Source organism: Pseudomonas sp. B22129, assembly GCF_044218875.1.
In the GTDB taxonomy this organism is placed as follows: domain Bacteria; phylum Pseudomonadota; class Gammaproteobacteria; order Pseudomonadales; family Pseudomonadaceae; genus Aquipseudomonas.
The window spans coordinates 2,179,646-2,196,591 of sequence record NZ_CP162592.1 but is presented as its reverse complement, the minus strand read 5'-3'; the positions used below and the strand labels follow the sequence as shown (position 1 = coordinate 2,196,591).

Annotated in this window: 15 protein-coding genes; 13 read left to right on the top strand and 2 right to left on the bottom strand. The window is 59.5% G+C overall.

Annotated features, from left to right (window positions below):
• Positions 1-94 precede the first annotated feature (94 nt).
• The 8 genes from eat to AB4P94_RS10000 all read left to right on the top strand — a co-directional run bounded on the left by eat (position 95) and on the right by AB4P94_RS10000 (position 7,763).
• A complete protein-coding gene (eat, locus tag AB4P94_RS10035) occupies positions 95-1,528 on the top strand; it encodes an ethanolamine permease (RefSeq protein ID WP_395610386.1) in 1,434 nt (477 codons plus the stop codon).
• A 52-nt stretch (positions 1,529-1,580) separates the two neighbouring features.
• Positions 1,581-2,975: an ethanolamine ammonia-lyase subunit EutB gene (locus tag AB4P94_RS10030; RefSeq protein WP_395610385.1), complete on the top strand. Its 1,395-nt coding sequence runs from the start codon at positions 1,581-1,583 to the stop codon at positions 2,973-2,975.
• A complete protein-coding gene (gene eutC / locus AB4P94_RS10025; protein ID WP_395610384.1) occupies positions 2,972-3,805 on the top strand; it encodes an ethanolamine ammonia-lyase subunit EutC in 834 nt (277 codons plus the stop codon). The genes AB4P94_RS10030 and eutC overlap by 4 nt, the downstream gene beginning before the upstream one ends.
• A gap of 92 nt (positions 3,806-3,897) precedes the next feature.
• Positions 3,898-4,356, top strand: coding sequence for a GNAT family N-acetyltransferase (locus AB4P94_RS10020; RefSeq protein ID WP_395610383.1), 459 nt, complete (start codon positions 3,898-3,900; stop codon positions 4,354-4,356).
• 305 nt (positions 4,357-4,661) lie between these two features.
• Complete coding sequence (locus AB4P94_RS10015) at positions 4,662-5,315, top strand: DedA family protein (RefSeq protein ID WP_078739299.1); 654 nt, start codon at positions 4,662-4,664, stop codon at positions 5,313-5,315.
• A 9-nt stretch (positions 5,316-5,324) separates the two neighbouring features.
• A complete protein-coding gene (locus AB4P94_RS10010) occupies positions 5,325-6,155 on the top strand; it encodes a zinc-dependent peptidase (RefSeq protein WP_395610382.1) in 831 nt (276 codons plus the stop codon).
• 93 nt (positions 6,156-6,248) lie between these two features.
• Positions 6,249-6,776, top strand: a complete 528-nt coding sequence (ppa, locus tag AB4P94_RS10005) for an inorganic diphosphatase (RefSeq protein WP_003176323.1) — start codon at positions 6,249-6,251, stop codon at positions 6,774-6,776.
• A gap of 213 nt (positions 6,777-6,989) precedes the next feature.
• Positions 6,990-7,763, top strand: a complete 774-nt coding sequence (locus AB4P94_RS10000) for a helix-turn-helix transcriptional regulator (protein ID WP_395610381.1) — start codon at positions 6,990-6,992, stop codon at positions 7,761-7,763.
• 239 nt (positions 7,764-8,002) lie between these two features.
• On the opposite strand, the gene AB4P94_RS09995 is transcribed toward AB4P94_RS10000, so the two are convergent.
• Together AB4P94_RS09995 and AB4P94_RS09990 are read right to left on the bottom strand one after the other, a co-directional pair.
• Entirely contained in the window at positions 8,003-9,106 is a 1,104-nt protein-coding gene (locus AB4P94_RS09995) for a nuclease (protein WP_395610380.1), read from the bottom strand.
• Positions 9,107-9,376: 270 nt separating this feature from the next.
• A complete protein-coding gene (locus tag AB4P94_RS09990; RefSeq protein ID WP_395610379.1) occupies positions 9,377-9,613 on the bottom strand; it encodes a DUF6124 family protein in 237 nt (78 codons plus the stop codon).
• Positions 9,614-10,260: 647 nt separating this feature from the next.
• Between AB4P94_RS09990 and AB4P94_RS09985 the strand changes: the two genes are divergently transcribed.
• From AB4P94_RS09985 to AB4P94_RS09965, 5 genes are all read left to right on the top strand, one after another.
• Complete coding sequence (locus AB4P94_RS09985) at positions 10,261-11,595, top strand: amino acid permease (protein ID WP_395610378.1); 1,335 nt, start codon at positions 10,261-10,263, stop codon at positions 11,593-11,595.
• Positions 11,579-12,850 carry an aspartate aminotransferase family protein gene (locus AB4P94_RS09980; RefSeq protein WP_395610377.1) on the top strand — a complete coding sequence of 424 codons (1,272 nt, stop codon included), beginning with the start codon at positions 11,579-11,581 and terminating at the stop codon, positions 12,848-12,850. Before AB4P94_RS09985 ends, AB4P94_RS09980 begins: the two co-directional genes overlap by 17 nt.
• A 75-nt stretch (positions 12,851-12,925) precedes the next feature.
• Positions 12,926-13,654, top strand: coding sequence for a TetR/AcrR family transcriptional regulator C-terminal domain-containing protein (locus AB4P94_RS09975; RefSeq protein ID WP_395610376.1), 729 nt, complete (start codon positions 12,926-12,928; stop codon positions 13,652-13,654).
• A gap of 119 nt (positions 13,655-13,773) precedes the next feature.
• Positions 13,774-15,771 carry an acetoacetate--CoA ligase gene (locus AB4P94_RS09970; protein WP_395610375.1) on the top strand — a complete coding sequence of 666 codons (1,998 nt, stop codon included), beginning with the start codon at positions 13,774-13,776 and terminating at the stop codon, positions 15,769-15,771.
• On the top strand, positions 15,768-16,946 hold the full coding sequence (locus AB4P94_RS09965) for a thiolase domain-containing protein (protein WP_395610374.1): 1,179 nt from the start codon (positions 15,768-15,770) through the stop codon (positions 16,944-16,946). Before AB4P94_RS09970 ends, AB4P94_RS09965 begins: the two co-directional genes overlap by 4 nt.

Genomic DNA, 16,946 nt, shown 5'->3' with positions numbered 1-16,946 from the left:
CCGCTCCCACAGTTTGATCTTTACAAGTACTTGCGACTTGCATTCGGCACAACTTCGCCGAATTAAAAACAATAAGAACGGACGGTACTTCCCCATGCCTAGCGAACCCACTGGCTCTTCCGTCGACTTCGAAAAAGTCGATTCCCAATACTTCCAACAACGCGAACTGAAAAAAGGCGCCGCCGGCTGGGTGCTGTTGGTCGGCCTCGGCGTTGCTTACGTGATTTCCGGCGACTACGCCGGCTGGAACTTCGGCCTGGCCCAGGGCGGCTGGGGCGGCATGTTTCTCGCCACACTCCTGATGGCCACCATGTACCTGTGCATGTGTTTTTCCCTGGCCGAACTGTCTTCCATGATCCCTACCGCCGGCGGCGGCTACGGCTTTGCCCGCAGCGCCTTCGGCCCTTGGGGCGGGTTCCTCACCGGCACCGCCATCCTGATTGAATACGCCATCGCCCCCGCCGCCATCGCGGTGTTTATCGGTGCCTATTGCGAGTCGTTGTTCGGCATCGGTGGCTGGATGATTTACCTGGCGTTCTACATCATCTTTATCGGCATCCATATCTTTGGCGTGGGCGAAGCCTTGAAGCTGATGTTTGTGATCACCGCCATCGCAGCCATTGCCTTGGGCGTGTTTCTGGTGGCGATGGTGCCGCACTTCAATGTCGCCAACTTGCTGGACATCCCGGTGACCGAGGCCAAGGGCGCCAGCACTTTCCTGCCCTTCGGCTACGTCGGCGTATGGGCGGCGATTCCTTACGCCATCTGGTTCTTCCTCGCCGTTGAAGGCGTGCCGCTGGCCGCTGAAGAAACCAAGAACCCGAAACGCGACCTGCCCCGTGGCCTGATTGGCGCCATTGTGGTGCTGACCAGTTTTGCCCTGCTGATTCTGGTGATTGCGCCGGGCGGCGCCGGCACTTATGCGTTGATCAAGTCCGGCAACCCGCTGGTTGAAGCGCTGGCGCTGTCCTACGGCGGTTCAACCTGGATGGGCAGCTTCGTCAACCTGGTCGGCCTGGCTGGATTGATCGCGAGCTTTTTCTCGATTATCTACGCCTATTCGCGGCAGATTTTTGCCTTGTCCCGCGCGGGCTACCTGCCGCGCAAACTGTCGCAGACCAACAAAAGCAAAGCGCCGGTACTGGCCCTGGTCATCCCCGGCATCATCGGTTTCGGCCTGTCGCTGACCGGCCAGGGTGACTTGCTGATTCTGGTGGCGGTGTTTGGCGCGACCATTTCCTACGTGCTGATGATGGCCGCGCACATCACCTTGCGCATACGCCGCCCCAAAATGGACCGCCCTTACCGCACGCCGGGTGGCATTTTTACTTCGGGCATCGCGCTGGTACTGGCCTGTGTGGCCGTGGTGGCGGGCTTTTTGGTGGACCCGCGCGTGGTTATTGGCGCCGCGATCATCTATGGAGTATTAATTGCTTACTTTGCTTTCTACAGCCGGCATCACTTGGTAGCAGGCACGCCGGAAGAGGAATTCGCGGCGATCCAGGCCGCAGAGGCCGCCTTGCACTGAATGCCGAAAACCTCGACGCAGGCCTTGGCCTGCGTCGCCCAGGAGACACTGTATGGCAAGCTTTTCCCACGCGGTGGGTGCACAGACCTATCGCTTCGACAGCCTCAAGGACGTGATGGCCAAGGCCAGCCCCGCACGTTCCGGGGACTTTCTGGCCGGCGTGGCCGCGCAGAACGACGGTGAGCGGGTCGCCGCGCAAATGGCGCTGGCGAACATCCCGCTGAAACACTTCCTCGAAGAAGTGCTGATTCCCTACGAAAGCGATGAAGTCACCCGGCTGATCATCGACACCCACGATAAACAGGCGTTTGGCGCGGTCAGCCATTTGACCGTCGGCGGCCTGCGTGACTGGCTGCTCAGTGACGCGGCCGACGAACAGTCCCTACGCGCTTTGGCGCCGGGGCTGACACCGGAAATGGCAGCCGCCGTGTCCAAAATCATGCGTGTGCAGGACCTGGTTTTGGTGGCGCAGAAGATCCGTGTGGTCACCCAGTTTCGCGGCACGATGGGCCTGCGCGGGCGCCTGTCGACCCGCCTGCAACCCAACCACCCTACCGACGAACCCGCAGGCATTGCCGCGAGCATTCTCGACGGGCTGTTGTATGGCAACGGCGACGCCATGATCGGCATCAACCCGGCCACTGACAGCATCGCCTCGATCTGCGCCATGCTGGAAATGCTCGACGCAATCATCCAGCGCTACGAAATCCCGACCCAGGCCTGCGTGTTGACCCACGTCACCACCTCCATCGAAGCCATCAACCGCGGCGTGCCGCTGGACCTGGTGTTTCAGTCAATTGCCGGCACCGAAGCGGCCAACGCCAGTTTCGGCATCAGCCTGAGCGTGCTGCAGGAAGGTTACGAGGCGGGTTTGAGCCTGAATCGCGGCACGTTGGGCAACAACCTGATGTATTTCGAAACCGGCCAGGGCAGCGCCTTGTCGGCCAACGCGCACTTTGGCGTCGACCAGCAAACCTGCGAAACACGCGCCTACGCCGTGGCGCGGCATTTCAAACCGTTTCTGGTGAACACGGTTGTAGGCTTTATCGGCCCCGAATACCTGTACAACGGCAAGCAGATCATCCGCGCGGGGCTTGAAGACCATTTCTGCGGCAAGCTGCTCGGCGTGCCGATGGGCTGCGACATCTGCTACACCAACCACGCCGAAGCCGACCAGGACGACATGGACACCCTGTTGACCCTGCTCGGCGTGGCCGGGATCAACTTCATCATGGGCATCCCCGGCTCCGACGACATCATGCTCAACTACCAGACCACCTCGTTCCACGACGCCTTGTACGCCCGGCAAACACTGGGTTTAAAACCGGCGCCGGAGTTTGAACAGTGGCTGGCGAAAATGGGCATCTTCACGCAAGCCGACGGCAAGGTGCATTTCGGCAACAGCCTGCCACCGGCGTTTCGCCAAGCCTTGGCGCAATTGGGATGAAGGAGCCGCCCGTGCATGTAGAACTGCCTGACAATCCGTGGCTGGAATTGCGCCGCCTGACCCCGGCGCGCATCGCCCTGGGCCGCACCGGCACCAGCATTCCTACCAACGCGCAGTTGGATTTCCAGTTCGCCCACGCCCAGGCGCGCGACGCGGTACACCTGCCTTTCGACCACGCAGGCCTGAGCAGCCAAATGGCCGAACGCGGACGTGAAAGCTTGTTGTTGCACAGCGCGGCCGTCGACCGCCATATGTATTTGCAACGCCCGGACCTCGGGCGGCGCCTGAGCGGCGAGTCGGCCCAAAGCCTGCGCGACTACGCCGCCGCCAACCCCGGTGGCGTGGACCTGGCCGTGGTGGTCGCCGATGGCTTGTCGGCGCTGGCCGTGCACAAGCATACGCTGCCGTTTCTGACACGCATGGAAGAACAGACCCACGCCGAAGGGTGGTCTTTGTCGCCGGTGATTTTGGTGGAACAAGGCCGCGTGGCAGTGGCGGATGAAGTTGGCCAACTGCTGAACGCCAAAATGGTGGTGATCCTGATCGGTGAACGGCCAGGGCTCAGTTCGCCGGACAGCCTGGGCCTGTATTTCACCTACAACCCCAGGGTCGGCCTCACCGACGCCTACCGCAACTGCATCTCCAACGTGCGCCTGGAAGGCCTGAGCTACGGCATGGCCGCCCATCGCCTGCTTTACTTGATGAAGGAGGCGTGTCGCCGGCAGCTGTCGGGGGTCAATCTCAAGGACGAGGCGCAGGTTCAGACGATTGAGTCGGATGATCCTGACCTGATGAAGGGCAATTTCCTGCTCAGCTCACCGGATGACTGAAGGCTGCACGATTGCGCTTTTTCGCGACGTTAGGCAGCATCGAGTCACGGCCGCTTGTGTGGTCATCCCCCCTTTGGAAGTTGAGGCCTGGCATGCGGATTACTCAAGCGACCCTGGAACACCTGGACCTGTTGACCCCGCTGTTCGTCAAATACCGCGAGTTTTATGGGGTGTTGCCATTCCCGGACTCATCGCGGGACTTCCTGGAAAAGCGCCTGCGCCGCAAGGAATCGGTGATTTACCTGGCCTTGGCGGATGACGATGACAAGAAACTGCTGGGCTTTTGCCAGCTGTATCCGAGCTTTTCTTCCTTGTCGCTCAAGCGCGTGTGGATCCTCAACGACATCTATGTCGCCGAAGATGCGCGCCGCCAACTGGTGGCGGACAACCTGATGCGCACGGCCAAGAAAATGGCCAAGGAAACCCATGCGGTGCGGCTGCGGGTCTCGACCAGCAGTGACAATGAAGTGGCGCAGAAGACCTATGAGTCGATCGGGTTCCGTGAGGACACGGAGTTCAAGAACTACGTATTGCCGATCAGCGAAGACTGACCCAACAGCACAAACACCATAAGTCCCCTGTGGGAGCGGGCTTGCTCGCGAAAGCAGTGTATCAGTAGACACATCAGGTGACTGACCCACCGCTTTCGCGAGCAAGCCCGCTCCCACATTTTGTTCCGTGTAAATCCTTGATACCTGCGACATCCCCCGCTACAAAACCAACACGCTTTTCACGACTCAATCCGTATAATGCGGACCTTTCAGTCTTGTAAGAAATTCGGCATACACTTGTAGCCTTATTACCCGACGCCCCCGCACAGGCCTGCTGAGCCGGGCCATTCACACAGGTGCCCTACATGGATTTCAACCCGCTCGACCTTATCCTGCATCTCGACGTGTACCTCGACATGCTGGTGAGAAACTACGGAGTGTGGATCTACGCCATTCTGTTCCTGGTCATTTTTTGCGAAACCGGGCTGGTGGTCATGCCCTTCCTGCCGGGTGACTCCCTGTTGTTCATCGCAGGCGCCATTGCAGCCGGCGGCGGCATGGACCCGGTATTGCTGGGCGGCCTGCTGATGCTGGCGGCGATTCTCGGCGACAGCACCAACTACGTGATCGGGCGAACAGCCGGAGAACGCTTGTTCAGCAACCCGAACTCGAAGATCTTCCGCCGCGACTACCTGCAAAAAACCCACGACTTCTACGACAAGCACGGCGGCAAAACCGTGACCCTGGCGCGCTTCCTGCCGATCCTGCGCACCTTTGCGCCGTTCGTCGCTGGTATCGCCAAAATGCCTTACCCGCGCTTCTTCGGGTTCAGCGTGTTTGGCACCATCCTGTGGGTGGGCGGCCTCGTGACGCTGGGCTACTTCTTCGGCAACGTGCCATTCATCAAGAAAAACCTGTCGCTGCTGGTGGTGTTCATCATCCTGCTGTCGCTGGTGCCGATGATCATTGGCGTGGTCCGCAGCCGCTTCGGTCGTACGTCCTCCGAAGCCAAGTCGTAAGCACTGCCCGTGTGGTCCCTCAGCGCCTGGCGTCGCCGGCGCCTGCTGGCCAGGCACCCGATTGCCGATGACACCTGGCAGCGGGTGCGCGAGCACCTGACCTTCCTCGACGGCATCAGCGCCGAGCAGGACCAGTGGCTGCGCGAAGCCTGCGTGGTGTTCCTGGACGAAAAACACCTCACCGCCCTGCCCGGCGTCGACCTGCATCAGGAACAACGCCTGCTGCTCGCCGCCCAGGCGCAACTGCCGCTGATGAACCTTGGCGACCTCGACTGGTACCAGGGCTTCCACGAAATCGTGCTGTACCCCGACGACTTCCTCAGCCCCCAGCGCCATCGCGACGCCAGCGGCGTGGAGCACGAATGGGACGGCGAACACAGCGGCGAAGCCTGGCAACAAGGCCCGGTGATTCTCGCCTGGCCCGGCGTACTGGCCAGTGGCAACTGGGAAGGCTACAACCTGGTGATTCACGAACTGGCGCACAAGCTCGACATGCTCAACGGCGACGCCAACGGCCTGCCGCCGCTGCACAGCGACATGCGCGTGCAAGACTGGGCCCGCGTAATGCAGAGCGCGTTTGACGACCTCAACCGCCAGCTCGACGCCAACCCGGATGCCGACACTGAAATCGACCCCTACGCGGCCGAAAACCCGGCCGAGTTCTTCGCCGTCACCAGTGAGTATTTTTTCAGTGCCCCGGATTTACTGGTCAGCACTTATCCACAGGTGTACGCGCAACTGAGCCAGTTTTATCGCCAGGACCCCCTGGCCCGCCTCACCCGACTGCAGGCGAGCGACGTGCGGTATCAGACTGAACGCCACGCGCCGTACGACGTCTGACGCATGGCATCGGCGTCAGAATATGCCTATAATCGCCGCCACTTTTAGGTCAATCCGGCCATGTTTCATGGCCAACTACGGGGGCAACGCCCAATGAGCTACAGCAAGATTCCGGCTGGCAAAGACCTGCCGAACGACATCTACGTCGCCATCGAGATTCCGGCCAACCACGCGCCGATCAAGTACGAAATCGACAAAGACAGCGATTGCCTGTTCGTTGACCGTTTCATGGCCACCCCGATGTTCTACCCGGCCAACTACGGTTTCATCCCGAACACCCTGGCCGACGACGGTGACCCCCTCGACGTGCTGGTGGTAACCCCTTACCCGGTTACCCCAGGCTCGGTGATCCGCGCACGCCCGGTCGGCATCCTGAACATGACCGACGACGGCGGCGGCGATGCCAAAGTGATCGCGGTACCTCACGACAAGCTGTCCCAGCTGTACGTGGACGTGAAGGAATACACCGACCTGCCGCCACTGTTGCTGGAGCAGATCAAACACTTCTTCGAGAACTACAAAGACCTCGAAAAAGGCAAATGGGTGAAGATCGACGGTTGGGGCAACGCAGACGCCGCCCGCGCCGAGATCATGAAGTCGGTAGCTGCCTACAAAGGCTGATACCGCTACTCATTGCCCCGGCAATTGAAAAAGCCCCGATTATTCGGGGCTTTTTTTGTGAGAAAAACTAAACGCCAAGTTCAATACTTAACACTCACCGTTCAACTAAGTTTCAAGTCCGACAAATCAGGCGACAACTAAGCAAACTCCTACAGTCGCAATTCAACGCATGGTTTATTTGATGTGGTTTTCCGGCCAGTAAACTCTGCGTTTATGAATACATCAGGTGATCGACTAAAAGCACTACTTCGGGAAGTTCATCTTTCCGCCTCCGACTTCGCCAAGAACCGTGGCGTCACGCCCCAACACGTGAACAACTGGTTCAAACGCGGCGTGCCCATGGGCCGGCTCAACGAGATCGCAGAACTGCTGTGCATCTCCAGCCGCTGGCTGCGCACCGGCGAAGGCCCCAAACACCCACCGGCCCAATTCCTGCTTGAAGGCCACGACACAAGGAACGTGATCCCCATCCGAGAAGACGCGGGCAAATACCTTACAGGCCCAATCAACCGCCCGGAAAGCACCGACGTGGAAATCCCCCTCCACCCTGCATTCACTTCCGTGGAGCGCATCCGCGTCAGCCAACACACCCTGCAAACCCTCAACATTCACCCCGACCGCGCGGTAGGCTCCTACATGGTCGACAACAGCATGACCGACATCATCCAGCAAGGCGCCACCCTCGGCATCGACACCGGCCGCACCCAAATCATCGACGGCGAAATCTACGCCGTCGAACACGGCGGCATGTTGCGCATCAAATACCTCTACAACCGCCCCGGCGGCGGCCTGCGCATGCGCAGCCACAACGCCGGCGAACACCCCGACGAATACCTCACCCACGAACAACGCTTCGAAGAAGACTTGCAAATCGTCGGCTGGGTGTTCTGGTGGTCCACCCTCAACAACCGTCGTCCACCCGTGCCGCTGGATGAGCATTTATTGGGCTGGGAAGGCTCTAAACCGGATCCGGAGGTGGGCAACTGAGGTGAATGCGGGTATCATGCGGCCCACATTTGGCAGGGAGATGGCTCAAGGCTATCCATCCTGCCCGGCGAAGCGGAGGAGTTCCCGCGGATGCCCCTACTATTCAGCCCGGCATGATGTGGGCTGAGCGATTTGAAGGCTGGTGAGGCTTGTCAAAAACAAGCTGAAGCAGTCCCCGAGAAGCCGGCCACAAGCCGGCTTTTTAATGCCTTCAGAACGTTGCGGCCTGACAGACGTAGCTACAACATACTTACAACCACCTTATCGAAATCAGTAAACCTCTCTTTCAACTGATCAATCGTCCACCGCCACTTCTGCGTCCTGGGCCGACAAATCGTATTCTGATTACCAAACATTCCAGTCTCCCGCATAGCTTGGCTCACAGGCACCGTATCCAGCCATTCAACCGACACAAAGTAATCACACCGCTCTGCATCATCCACGAACTCTGCGTGGTAGTTCGCGCGCTTGGCAACCTCAAGTACAGGACGCTCCTCACCATTTACGCTCACAGTAAATTCCTTCGCAGGTGTCGACTTTCCGCGCACTCTACCGACGCCAACGTACCCGTGCGGAGGAATGTTGGCCCATATGCGGTCTCCAGGTGAAAGCAGCTGCAAAGTTCTGCTGTACCAAGCGCCACCTCCACCTGAGATAAAGCCAAATTCCCTGGCGTCCTCCCAAGAGCGTGAGATTGGGTCACCGAACGAACAATAGTATTCGCCGTTCCATGGCTCGCTGTGCCCTTCGCTCGCAGATACCGCACTCACTTGGGTCTGAACCGGATCGAGGAGCCACGAACGGCTCAACAGTTGCTGTTCAACCATCTGGAATATCTGAAAGCACAGAACGTTGATCGGAATGTCTCGTTTGCTGAAGTATTCAACAATCCGCTCACTGCTTGCATCCAGTTCAGTTGCAACGATGACCAGTTGGTGGCTTTGATTTAGCTCATCATCATCCAAGACACGTCCGAATCGAGCCAGAAAGTCAGCGTAGAGGGTTCTCCCTGGCCTGAATCGCTCGTAAATGGCGCTGATCTCATTAGGCTGCAAGCTCTGAACCCAAGCCGCGTAATCAAGCGTCTGGGCAACAACATCCCGAGGGGTGCGGTCACGCTTGAGTTCAATCAGTACGAGGTTTGCATCAGGAGCGATCGCCAAGAGATCAATGCGTCCTCCTGAGTTGGTTTTCTCTTGCTGGCCTATGAGCATCCATTCGTCAGAGAGAATGCCTGGAGAATTGAGGATCATGTTTTCAAGCAACTGCTCACTGATCAATCGGCTCAGAGGGAGCTTGCTCGGAGTGTCACAGACAGTCCAAACATCCGTTTTTATGGGCAATTACTGAATCCTTGATTCGATGGTTTTTCGCGACTCTACCACTGTCGCACGCTGTTCTGGCGACAAGCGCGATTGGGCTGCAAGCTGCTGTATAAATGGGGCGAGATCAATTGATATGTCGCAATAGTTGTCAAATCGCGACATGAGCAGAGAAACCACACTTATAAACAAGGGCGTGCCATTCACCCGATCACGAGAAGGCAAGCGCGTATAGCGTATGGGCAGATGTAGGTCACCTGCACCTTATGCGTAAGAGTAGGCGACGTTGTCTTACTTCGGCTGCAAACACTCCACCGCCCGATCCGCCACCATTTTCGCCATTTCCACCAAATGCATCACCGCCCTCTGCGGCGCCGTCAACGGCTCTCCGAGCACTTGAGACGTCACCACCGCACATTGCAGCAACTCAGCCACCCGCACCCAGGCATCTTCAAAGCTCAGTTCTTCATTAACGGTGAATGGGTGGTTCACACCCGGTGAAGGCGAATCCGAAACAATATTATCCATCGCAAAATTCCCTAGCAGTAAGTTAATACCACCGTCCTTTCGCGACTAAACAATCAGAAGTGGCGGCTGTACGCAGGTTAGTCGACCGGCCGCTAGGCACCGGCGCACCCGCAGGTGCCCTGCGCACAGCCACCATTAAGTGCAGGTGAGGAAACACCTGTCTTTGGGATGGCGCGTGCGCCTAGCGAGGTCCGGGCGACTAAACCCGATCACTGAATAGCAGTGACGGATCGCAGCCTAGCCACCCATCCCCACTGGCGCAATGCGCTGGGGATTCTCTCGGAAACGCCCTTCAAATGAAAGGGATGCGTCCTGCTGGCCCTTGAAAATCACGCCTTTCTCCCGCCTGTGTTCCCCCCACCCACCTGTGTTCCCTGGTGACACCCACCCCGCCCGTCCCCCACCCATAAACGCCAAACGAATCTTCCTACACGCATATCTAAACGAACCGTTTAAGCCCCAAACCCTTGCCCGACCTCGGCGCTGGCCCAAAACCTGCTTATTGAACACCGTACAATAAAACCGGCCCAAGCCGGACCACCACCCATTACCACTGCGCAACGCAGTACGGGGGAATGCTGATGTCTACACCACCGCTTCACTCTTCCAACCATGGTTTGGCGCGCTCGCTCAAGGAGCGCCATGTCATGTTGATCGCAATCGGCGGAATTATCGGGGCCGGGTTGTTTTTGGGGTCGGGCAAGGCGATTGCCACGGCGGGGCCGGCGTTGTTGCTGGCGTATGCGTTGTGCGGGGGGATGGTTTATCTGATTGCGCGGGCGCTGGGGGAGTTGTCGTTGTATCGGCCCAGCAGTGGTTCGTTTGCGACCTATGCGGAGGAGTTTCTGGGGCCTCGGGTGGCGTTTATCACGGGGTGGTCGTATTGGATGATCTGGATCCTGGTAGGCGTGCTGGAGGTAACCGGAATTGGCGTGTTGATGAAGTATTGGTTTCCAGAGTTACCGCAATGGATTCCGGCGTTGGTCACCGTGGGCGTGTTGATGGTGATCAACCTGTTTGCGGTAAAGACCTTTGGCGAGGTGGAGTTCTGGCTGGCGTTGATCAAGGTGTTGACGATTGTCGGGCTGATTGGAGCGGGGCTGGCAATTCTGCTGTTCGGGTTGGAAACATCGGCACAGACCACGCCTTCGGTGGCCAACCTCTGGCAGCACGGTGGTTTTTTTCCGAATGGCTGGAGTGGGTTTTGGTTCGCGGTGCCTGTAGCCGCTTTTACCTTTGCGGGGATTGAGGTGGTCGGCCTGGTCGCGGCGGAAACGGCAGAGCCGCAGCGCACGTTGCCACGGGCGATCAATAGCATTTTGTGGCGGATGGCGATTTTTTACCTGGGGTCGACGGCGGTGATCATGGCGCTGTATCCGTGGAATCAGATCGATACGTCACAGAGCCCGTTTGTGATGGTGTTCGACAGTATCGGGCTGGGTGTGGCGGCAGGCTTGATCAATTTTGTGGTGATCAGCGCGCTGGCGTCATCGTGCAATACCGGGCTGTTTGCCACCAGCCGGATGCTGTTTGCGCTGTCGCACATTCAGCAGGCGCCACGTCAGTTGCAGGTGCTGAGCCCGCGCCAGGTGCCGGCCCGTTGCTTGATGGTGTCGACGGCGATTCTGCTGGTGGGGGTGCTGCTCAATTATCTGATTCCGGAGCGCATTTTCAGCCTGTTGATCACCGGCATCCTGGGGTTGTTGATTTGGGTGTGGGTGGTGATCATCACGGCCCACATGGCTTATCGGCGCAAGGTGCAGCGCAATAAATTGGCGCAGGTGCATTACCGCCTGCCCTGGCCCAGGGTCAGCAGTGTCTTGGTGCTGGGTTACCTGGTGGTGCTGACGATTCTGGTGATCCGTGACCCGGAAACACGCGCGGCATTTTACGTGGCGACGGCGTGGTTCGGGTTGTTAATGCTGGTGTATCCGAAACGTGCTGCACTTAAAAAGGAGGTGGGCGATGCCTGGAATGCTTGAGCTGGAGCGTTGCATTCAACAGTACATCCGCGCCAACCCCAACAGCGCGCGCCAGTTGGAATGGGCAGCGCGGGTGATGCCCGGCGGTAACACACGGTCGGTGTTATTTTATGAACCGTTTCCACTGGTGATGACGGGCGGCACAGGGTGTTTTCTGGATGATCTGGACGGCCATCGCTACATCGACTTCCTGGCTGAATACACGGCGGCGTTGTATGGGCATTCCCACCCGGTGATCACGCACGCGCTGACGGGTGCATTGGCGAACGGGCTGAACCTCAGCGCCCACACCGAGCTTGAGGCGCGGCTGGCGACCTTGATTGTGGAGCGCTTCCGTTGCATCGAGCAGCTGCGCTTTACCAACTCCGGCACCGAGGCGAACCTTCTCGCACTGGCGGCGGCGAAGGCTTATACCGGGCGCAGTGGCGTCATCGCCTTCAAGGGCGGTTACCACGGCGGCGTGCTGAGTTTTGCCGGGGCAAACACGGCGATGAATGTGCCGCATCGGGTGTACCTGGCCGACTATAACGACCTGGAGAGCGTCGAGCATTTGCTGTGTGAGCATGTCGGCATTGCGGCGATTCTGGTAGAGCCGATGCTCGGTGCAGGCGGGTGTATCTGCGCCGAGCCGGGTTTTCTCGAGGGTTTGCGGGAGAGGAGCCGGGCACACGGCACGCTGCTGATATTTGATGAAGTGATGACCTCACGGCTTGGCCCCGGCGGCCTGCAGGAAAAGCTCGGCATTACGCCTGACCTGATGACCCTGGGCAAATACATCGGCGGCGGCATGCCGTGCGGTGTAATGGGCGGGCGACGGGACATCATGGGGCAGTTTGATCCGCGTCATGGCAGCCTGTCCCATGCGGGCACGTTCAACAACAATGTGCTGACCATGGCGGCGGGCATTGCGGGATTGGAACAGGTGTATACCCGCGATGAAGCATTGCAACTCAATGCCCGGGGCGACAGGTTGCGCGAGCAGCTCAATAAGGTGCTGGCACCCATGGCGATGCAATTTACCGGGCAAGGCTCGGTGATGAATCTGCATCCCACGAGCTTACCAATACGGCGGCCCGCAGATATTCCAACGGACCGAAACGGCCTGCGCGACCTGTTCTTCTTTCACTTGCTCGAAGGTGGAATTTACAGCGCACGACGCGGGTTATTTGCGCTGAGCCTGCCGCTGACTGACCGGGAGCTGAGCCGACTGATCACGGCCACGCAGGCATTCGTGGAGCGCTACGCAGGACGCTGACACGGCCCCCGCAAGAGCGACAGCGAATCGGTGAACCGCTATCCTTTCGCCGTCGCTCAACCGGAACCCACAATAATGACCAGCAAAACCGCAAACCCTCGTGGCAGGCGCAAAAAGGCCGCTGGCGAAGAAACAAAAAGCGCACTGAACAAAGACACCATCATTGCCGCCGCGCTGGCGCTGATCGACCGCGACGGCCTGGACAAGTGCAGCCTGCGCAACTTGGCCCGCGGCCTGGGTGTTTACCCGACGGCGATCTACTGGTACGTCTCGTCGCGGGAGCTGTTGTTGAGCGAAGTGCTGGCCAAGGTCCTGGAAGAGGTCGCGCCAGCGCCTCAGGCACGCTGGCAGGATTATTTGCGTGCAGCAATGGTCAACTGCCATGAGGCCGTGCATCGCCATCCGAACATCGCGCCGTTGCTGGGTTCGCAATTGGTCTCCAACTCAAGTACTGATTTCAAGCTGGTCGAAGGTGTGTTGGCGGCCCTGCAACAGGCCGGTTTCAGCGGCCCCGCCCTGACCGGAGCCTACAACACGTTTATCGCCGCCCTCGCCGGCTTCACCACGCTGGAGTACGCGCCTTTGCCGGAAAACACCAAAGCATGGCAGTACCGGGTGCAGGAAAACCTACGCGCCATAGACCCCGAGCAGCACCCCACCCTCGCGCAGAATATCGACCAGTTGAGCAATCGCGGCTTCAGCTTACGCTGGCAAAACGGGGTGGATGCGGGGCTGGATGAGAGCTTTGCGTTCTATGTCGACACTCTCCTCTGCGGCCTGGAAACAATGGCCGCGCGCCGCTGAAAATTCGCACAGCAAAACCAGAAACGCCACTAATTGTACGACGTACAATTTATCGCTACAGTCCGCCACGCAAGAGCACCCCATGACCCGAACAACAAAAACGTCAGAGGTCTTTTATCGTGGCAACTGCATTCGACAACGTGGTTCAGGGCCAACTGCTCTGGCAGCCCTCCCCTGAACACCTTCAACACGCACGCCTCACGCACTATCTGGATTGGCTGAGGCGCAAGCGCAGGCTCAGGTTTGCCGACTACCAAGACCTGTGGCAATGGTCGGTCGATAGGCCGCAAGCGTTCTGGCAGTCGATCTGGGATCACTTTCAGGTGCAGGCCAGCAGCCCGCATCAGGCGGTGCTGGGTGCTAAAGCGATGCCGGGGGCGCAGTGGTTTCCCGGCGCACGGTTGAATTTTGCCGAGCACATTCTGCGCAATGAACAGGATGGCGACGCGCTGCTCTACCTGAATGAAACCACCGGCCTGCAAGGCTTGCCCTGGGCGGAGTTCGCCGGCCAGGTGCGCAGGCTGGCGAGTTGGCTGCGCGAGTCCGGCGTAGTGCCGGGTGACCGGGTAGTGGCTTACCTGCCGAACATCCCCGAGGCCATGATCGCGCTGTGTGCCTGTGCTGCCATCGGTGCTGTCTGGGCCAGTTGTTCACCGGATTTCGGCGCGCAGGGCGTGTTGGACCGGGTGCGGCAATTGTCGCCCAAGGTGCTGTTGGCGATAGATGGATATCGCTATGGCGGCAAGGTGTTTGACCGACGAGAACAGGTGCGGCACATCGCCCGCGAGCTAAGCAGTATCGAGCAGTTGATCGTCATACCGGCGCTGTTTCCCGATGCTCCGTTGACACTCCCGAACGCCATCGACTGGCACACGTTGCAGCAACGTCCCACGGTGCCCGCCGCCGATTTCCATTGCGAGCAACTACCTTTCGAGCATCCGCTCTGGGTGCTGTTTTCTTCCGGCACCACAGGCCTGCCCAAAGCCATCGTACAGAGCCATGGCGGAATTCTGCTGGAGCAGTTGAAGGCCCTGCATTTACACCTGGATTTTCGCCGTGGCGACGCCGCATTCATCTTCACCACCACGGGGTGGATGATGTGGAACACCTTGTTCAGCGCGCTGCTCTGCGGGGTGCGGCCCGTGTTGTACGACGGTCATCCAGCCTGGCCGAACATCGATACGCTGTGGCAAATCCTGCAAGACAGTCGTGCCAGCTTTTTTGGCACCAGCCCCACTTACATCGAGCTGATGAAACGCCACGACGTGGTGCCCTGCGAGCGCTTTGACCTGAGCGCATTGCGCACCGTGATGCCAGTGGGCTCACCGGTTTCACCGCAGTGCAACGCCTGGTTTTATCGCAACCTCAAGCCTGATGTGTGGGTCACCACGGGCAGCGGTGGCACCGATATTTGCACGGGCCTGGTGAGCGGCGTACCCACGCTGCCGGTGTATGCCGGTGAAATCCAGGCCCGGGCTTTGGGTGTGGATGCCCACGCGTTTGATGAGCATGGCCTAGCGGTGACGGAAGAGGTCGGCGAGCTGGTAGTGACATCGCCCATGCCGTCGATGCCGGTGTGTTTCTGGAATGATCCGCAGGGCGAACGCTATCGCGACAGCTATTTCCAACCTTGGCCGGGCGTATGGCGCCATGGGGATTTCTTCCTGCTCAATGCGCGTGGAGGCTGCCAGGTGCTGGGGCGCTCGGATGCCACGCTGAACCGCTTTGGGGTGCGGATAGGTACCGCCGAAATCTACCGGGCTCTGGAGCAGATCGAGGAAATCGATGATGCGCTGATCGTAAACCTGGATCTGCCGGAAGGCGGTTTCTTTATGCCGCTGTTTGTCCAGTTGCTCCCGGGCGCAGTGCTGGACGACACATTGCATCAACGTGTGTGCGAGTGCTTGCAGCAGGCGTGCACGCCCCGGCATGTGCCGGACCAGATCCTCGCAGTGCCGCTGATTCCGCTGACGCTTACCGGCAAGAAAATGGAAGTACCGATACGCCGAATCCTGATGGGCCACGACCCGCAAACCGTTGCCAACCCGAGCGCCATGCGTGACCCGCAGGCACTGGCGTTTTTCATCGAATACGCCAACCGCAGGTGCCAGCCATGAAGGGCAAAGCCTTTATCGTCGGTGCCTATGAACATCCCACGCGCCATGCGGTGGACCGCTCACTGGCGCAACTGCATGCGGATGTGGCCCGAGGCGCCCTGGCGGACGCGGGGCTTGGCCTCAGCGACGTGGACGGCTATTTTTGCGCGGGTGACGTACCCGGCTGGGATGCACCGGGGGTCGGGCCTTTCTCCATGGTCGAATACCTGGGCATACAACCCAGGCATCTGGAGACGACAGAAAGCTGGGGGTCGTCCTACCTTCATCACGTCGCCCAGGCAACCCGCGCCATTGCCGACGGGCGCTGCACCGTGGCCCTGATCACCCAGGCCGGCCGCCCGCGTGCCGAGCGCCAGCGACCGGACGCCAACCACCTCGACCAAGCCCAAACCACCTGCGAAGCGCCTTTTGAAATGCCCTACGGCGCCGCGGTTACCAACCTGTACGCCATGTGTGCCATGCGCCATCGGTACGAGCACGGCACCACCGCCGAGCAACTGGCCTGGATCAAAGTCGCAGCGTCACATCACGCCCAGCACAATTCCCGGGCGATGTTGCGCAATGTGGTGACGGTGGACGACGTGTTGAACTCGCCGCTGATCGCCGCCCCGTTGCACCGTTTGGATTGCTGCGTGATCAGCGATGGCGGTGGCGCGTTGGTGGTGGTGCATCCCTCCATCGCGCGGGCACTCAAGCGACCGTTGATCACACCGGCTGGCGCCGGGTATTCGATCAGCCACCTGAACGGCGGTTATTTCGACCTGTTGTCTTCAGGCGCGGTGAAGTCTGGCGCAGATGCATTCGCCGAAGCACAGCTCAAGCCCGTTGATATCCGCTATGCCTCGCTCTACGACAGCTTCACCATCACCGTCTTGATCCAACTGGAGAACCTTGGTTTCTGTGCACCTGGCCAGGGAGGCGCGTTCGTGGCTGACGGCAAACTGATCAGTGGCGTGGGGCCTTTGGCAATCAACACCGACGGCGGCGGGCTGTGCAACAACCACCCGGGTCATCGCGGCGGCATGGCCAGGCTGATTGAAGCCGTACGCCAACTGCGGGGCGAAGCACACCCCGCCGTGCAACGCCCCGACTGCGCGCTGGCCCTGGCCCACGGCACGGGTGGTTTACTGGGGTCACGGCACGGCAGTGCCACTCTCATTCTGGAGCGACTCTGA

What these genes read in the sequence shown, in the direction of transcription:
- eat (WP_395610386.1), top strand. Translation starts at nt 95, where the DNA reads ATGCCTAGCGAACCCACTGGCTCTTCCGTCGACTTCGAAAAAGTCGAT.
- AB4P94_RS10030 (WP_395610385.1), top strand. Translation starts at nt 1,581, where the DNA reads ATGGCAAGCTTTTCCCACGCGGTGGGTGCACAGACCTATCGCTTCGAC.
- eutC (WP_395610384.1), top strand. Translation starts at nt 2,972, where the DNA reads ATGAAGGAGCCGCCCGTGCATGTAGAACTGCCTGACAATCCGTGGCTG.
- AB4P94_RS10020 (WP_395610383.1), top strand. Translation starts at nt 3,898, where the DNA reads ATGCGGATTACTCAAGCGACCCTGGAACACCTGGACCTGTTGACCCCG.
- AB4P94_RS10015 (WP_078739299.1), top strand. Translation starts at nt 4,662, where the DNA reads ATGGATTTCAACCCGCTCGACCTTATCCTGCATCTCGACGTGTACCTC.
- ppa (WP_003176323.1), top strand. Translation starts at nt 6,249, where the DNA reads ATGAGCTACAGCAAGATTCCGGCTGGCAAAGACCTGCCGAACGACATC.
- AB4P94_RS10000 (WP_395610381.1), top strand. Translation starts at nt 6,990, where the DNA reads ATGAATACATCAGGTGATCGACTAAAAGCACTACTTCGGGAAGTTCAT.
- AB4P94_RS09990 (WP_395610379.1), bottom strand. Translation starts at nt 9,613, where the DNA reads ATGGATAATATTGTTTCGGATTCGCCTTCACCGGGTGTGAACCACCCA.
- AB4P94_RS09985 (WP_395610378.1), top strand. Translation starts at nt 10,261, where the DNA reads ATGTTGATCGCAATCGGCGGAATTATCGGGGCCGGGTTGTTTTTGGGG.
- AB4P94_RS09980 (WP_395610377.1), top strand. Translation starts at nt 11,579, where the DNA reads ATGCCTGGAATGCTTGAGCTGGAGCGTTGCATTCAACAGTACATCCGC.
- AB4P94_RS09975 (WP_395610376.1), top strand. Translation starts at nt 12,926, where the DNA reads ATGACCAGCAAAACCGCAAACCCTCGTGGCAGGCGCAAAAAGGCCGCT.
- AB4P94_RS09965 (WP_395610374.1), top strand. Translation starts at nt 15,768, where the DNA reads ATGAAGGGCAAAGCCTTTATCGTCGGTGCCTATGAACATCCCACGCGC.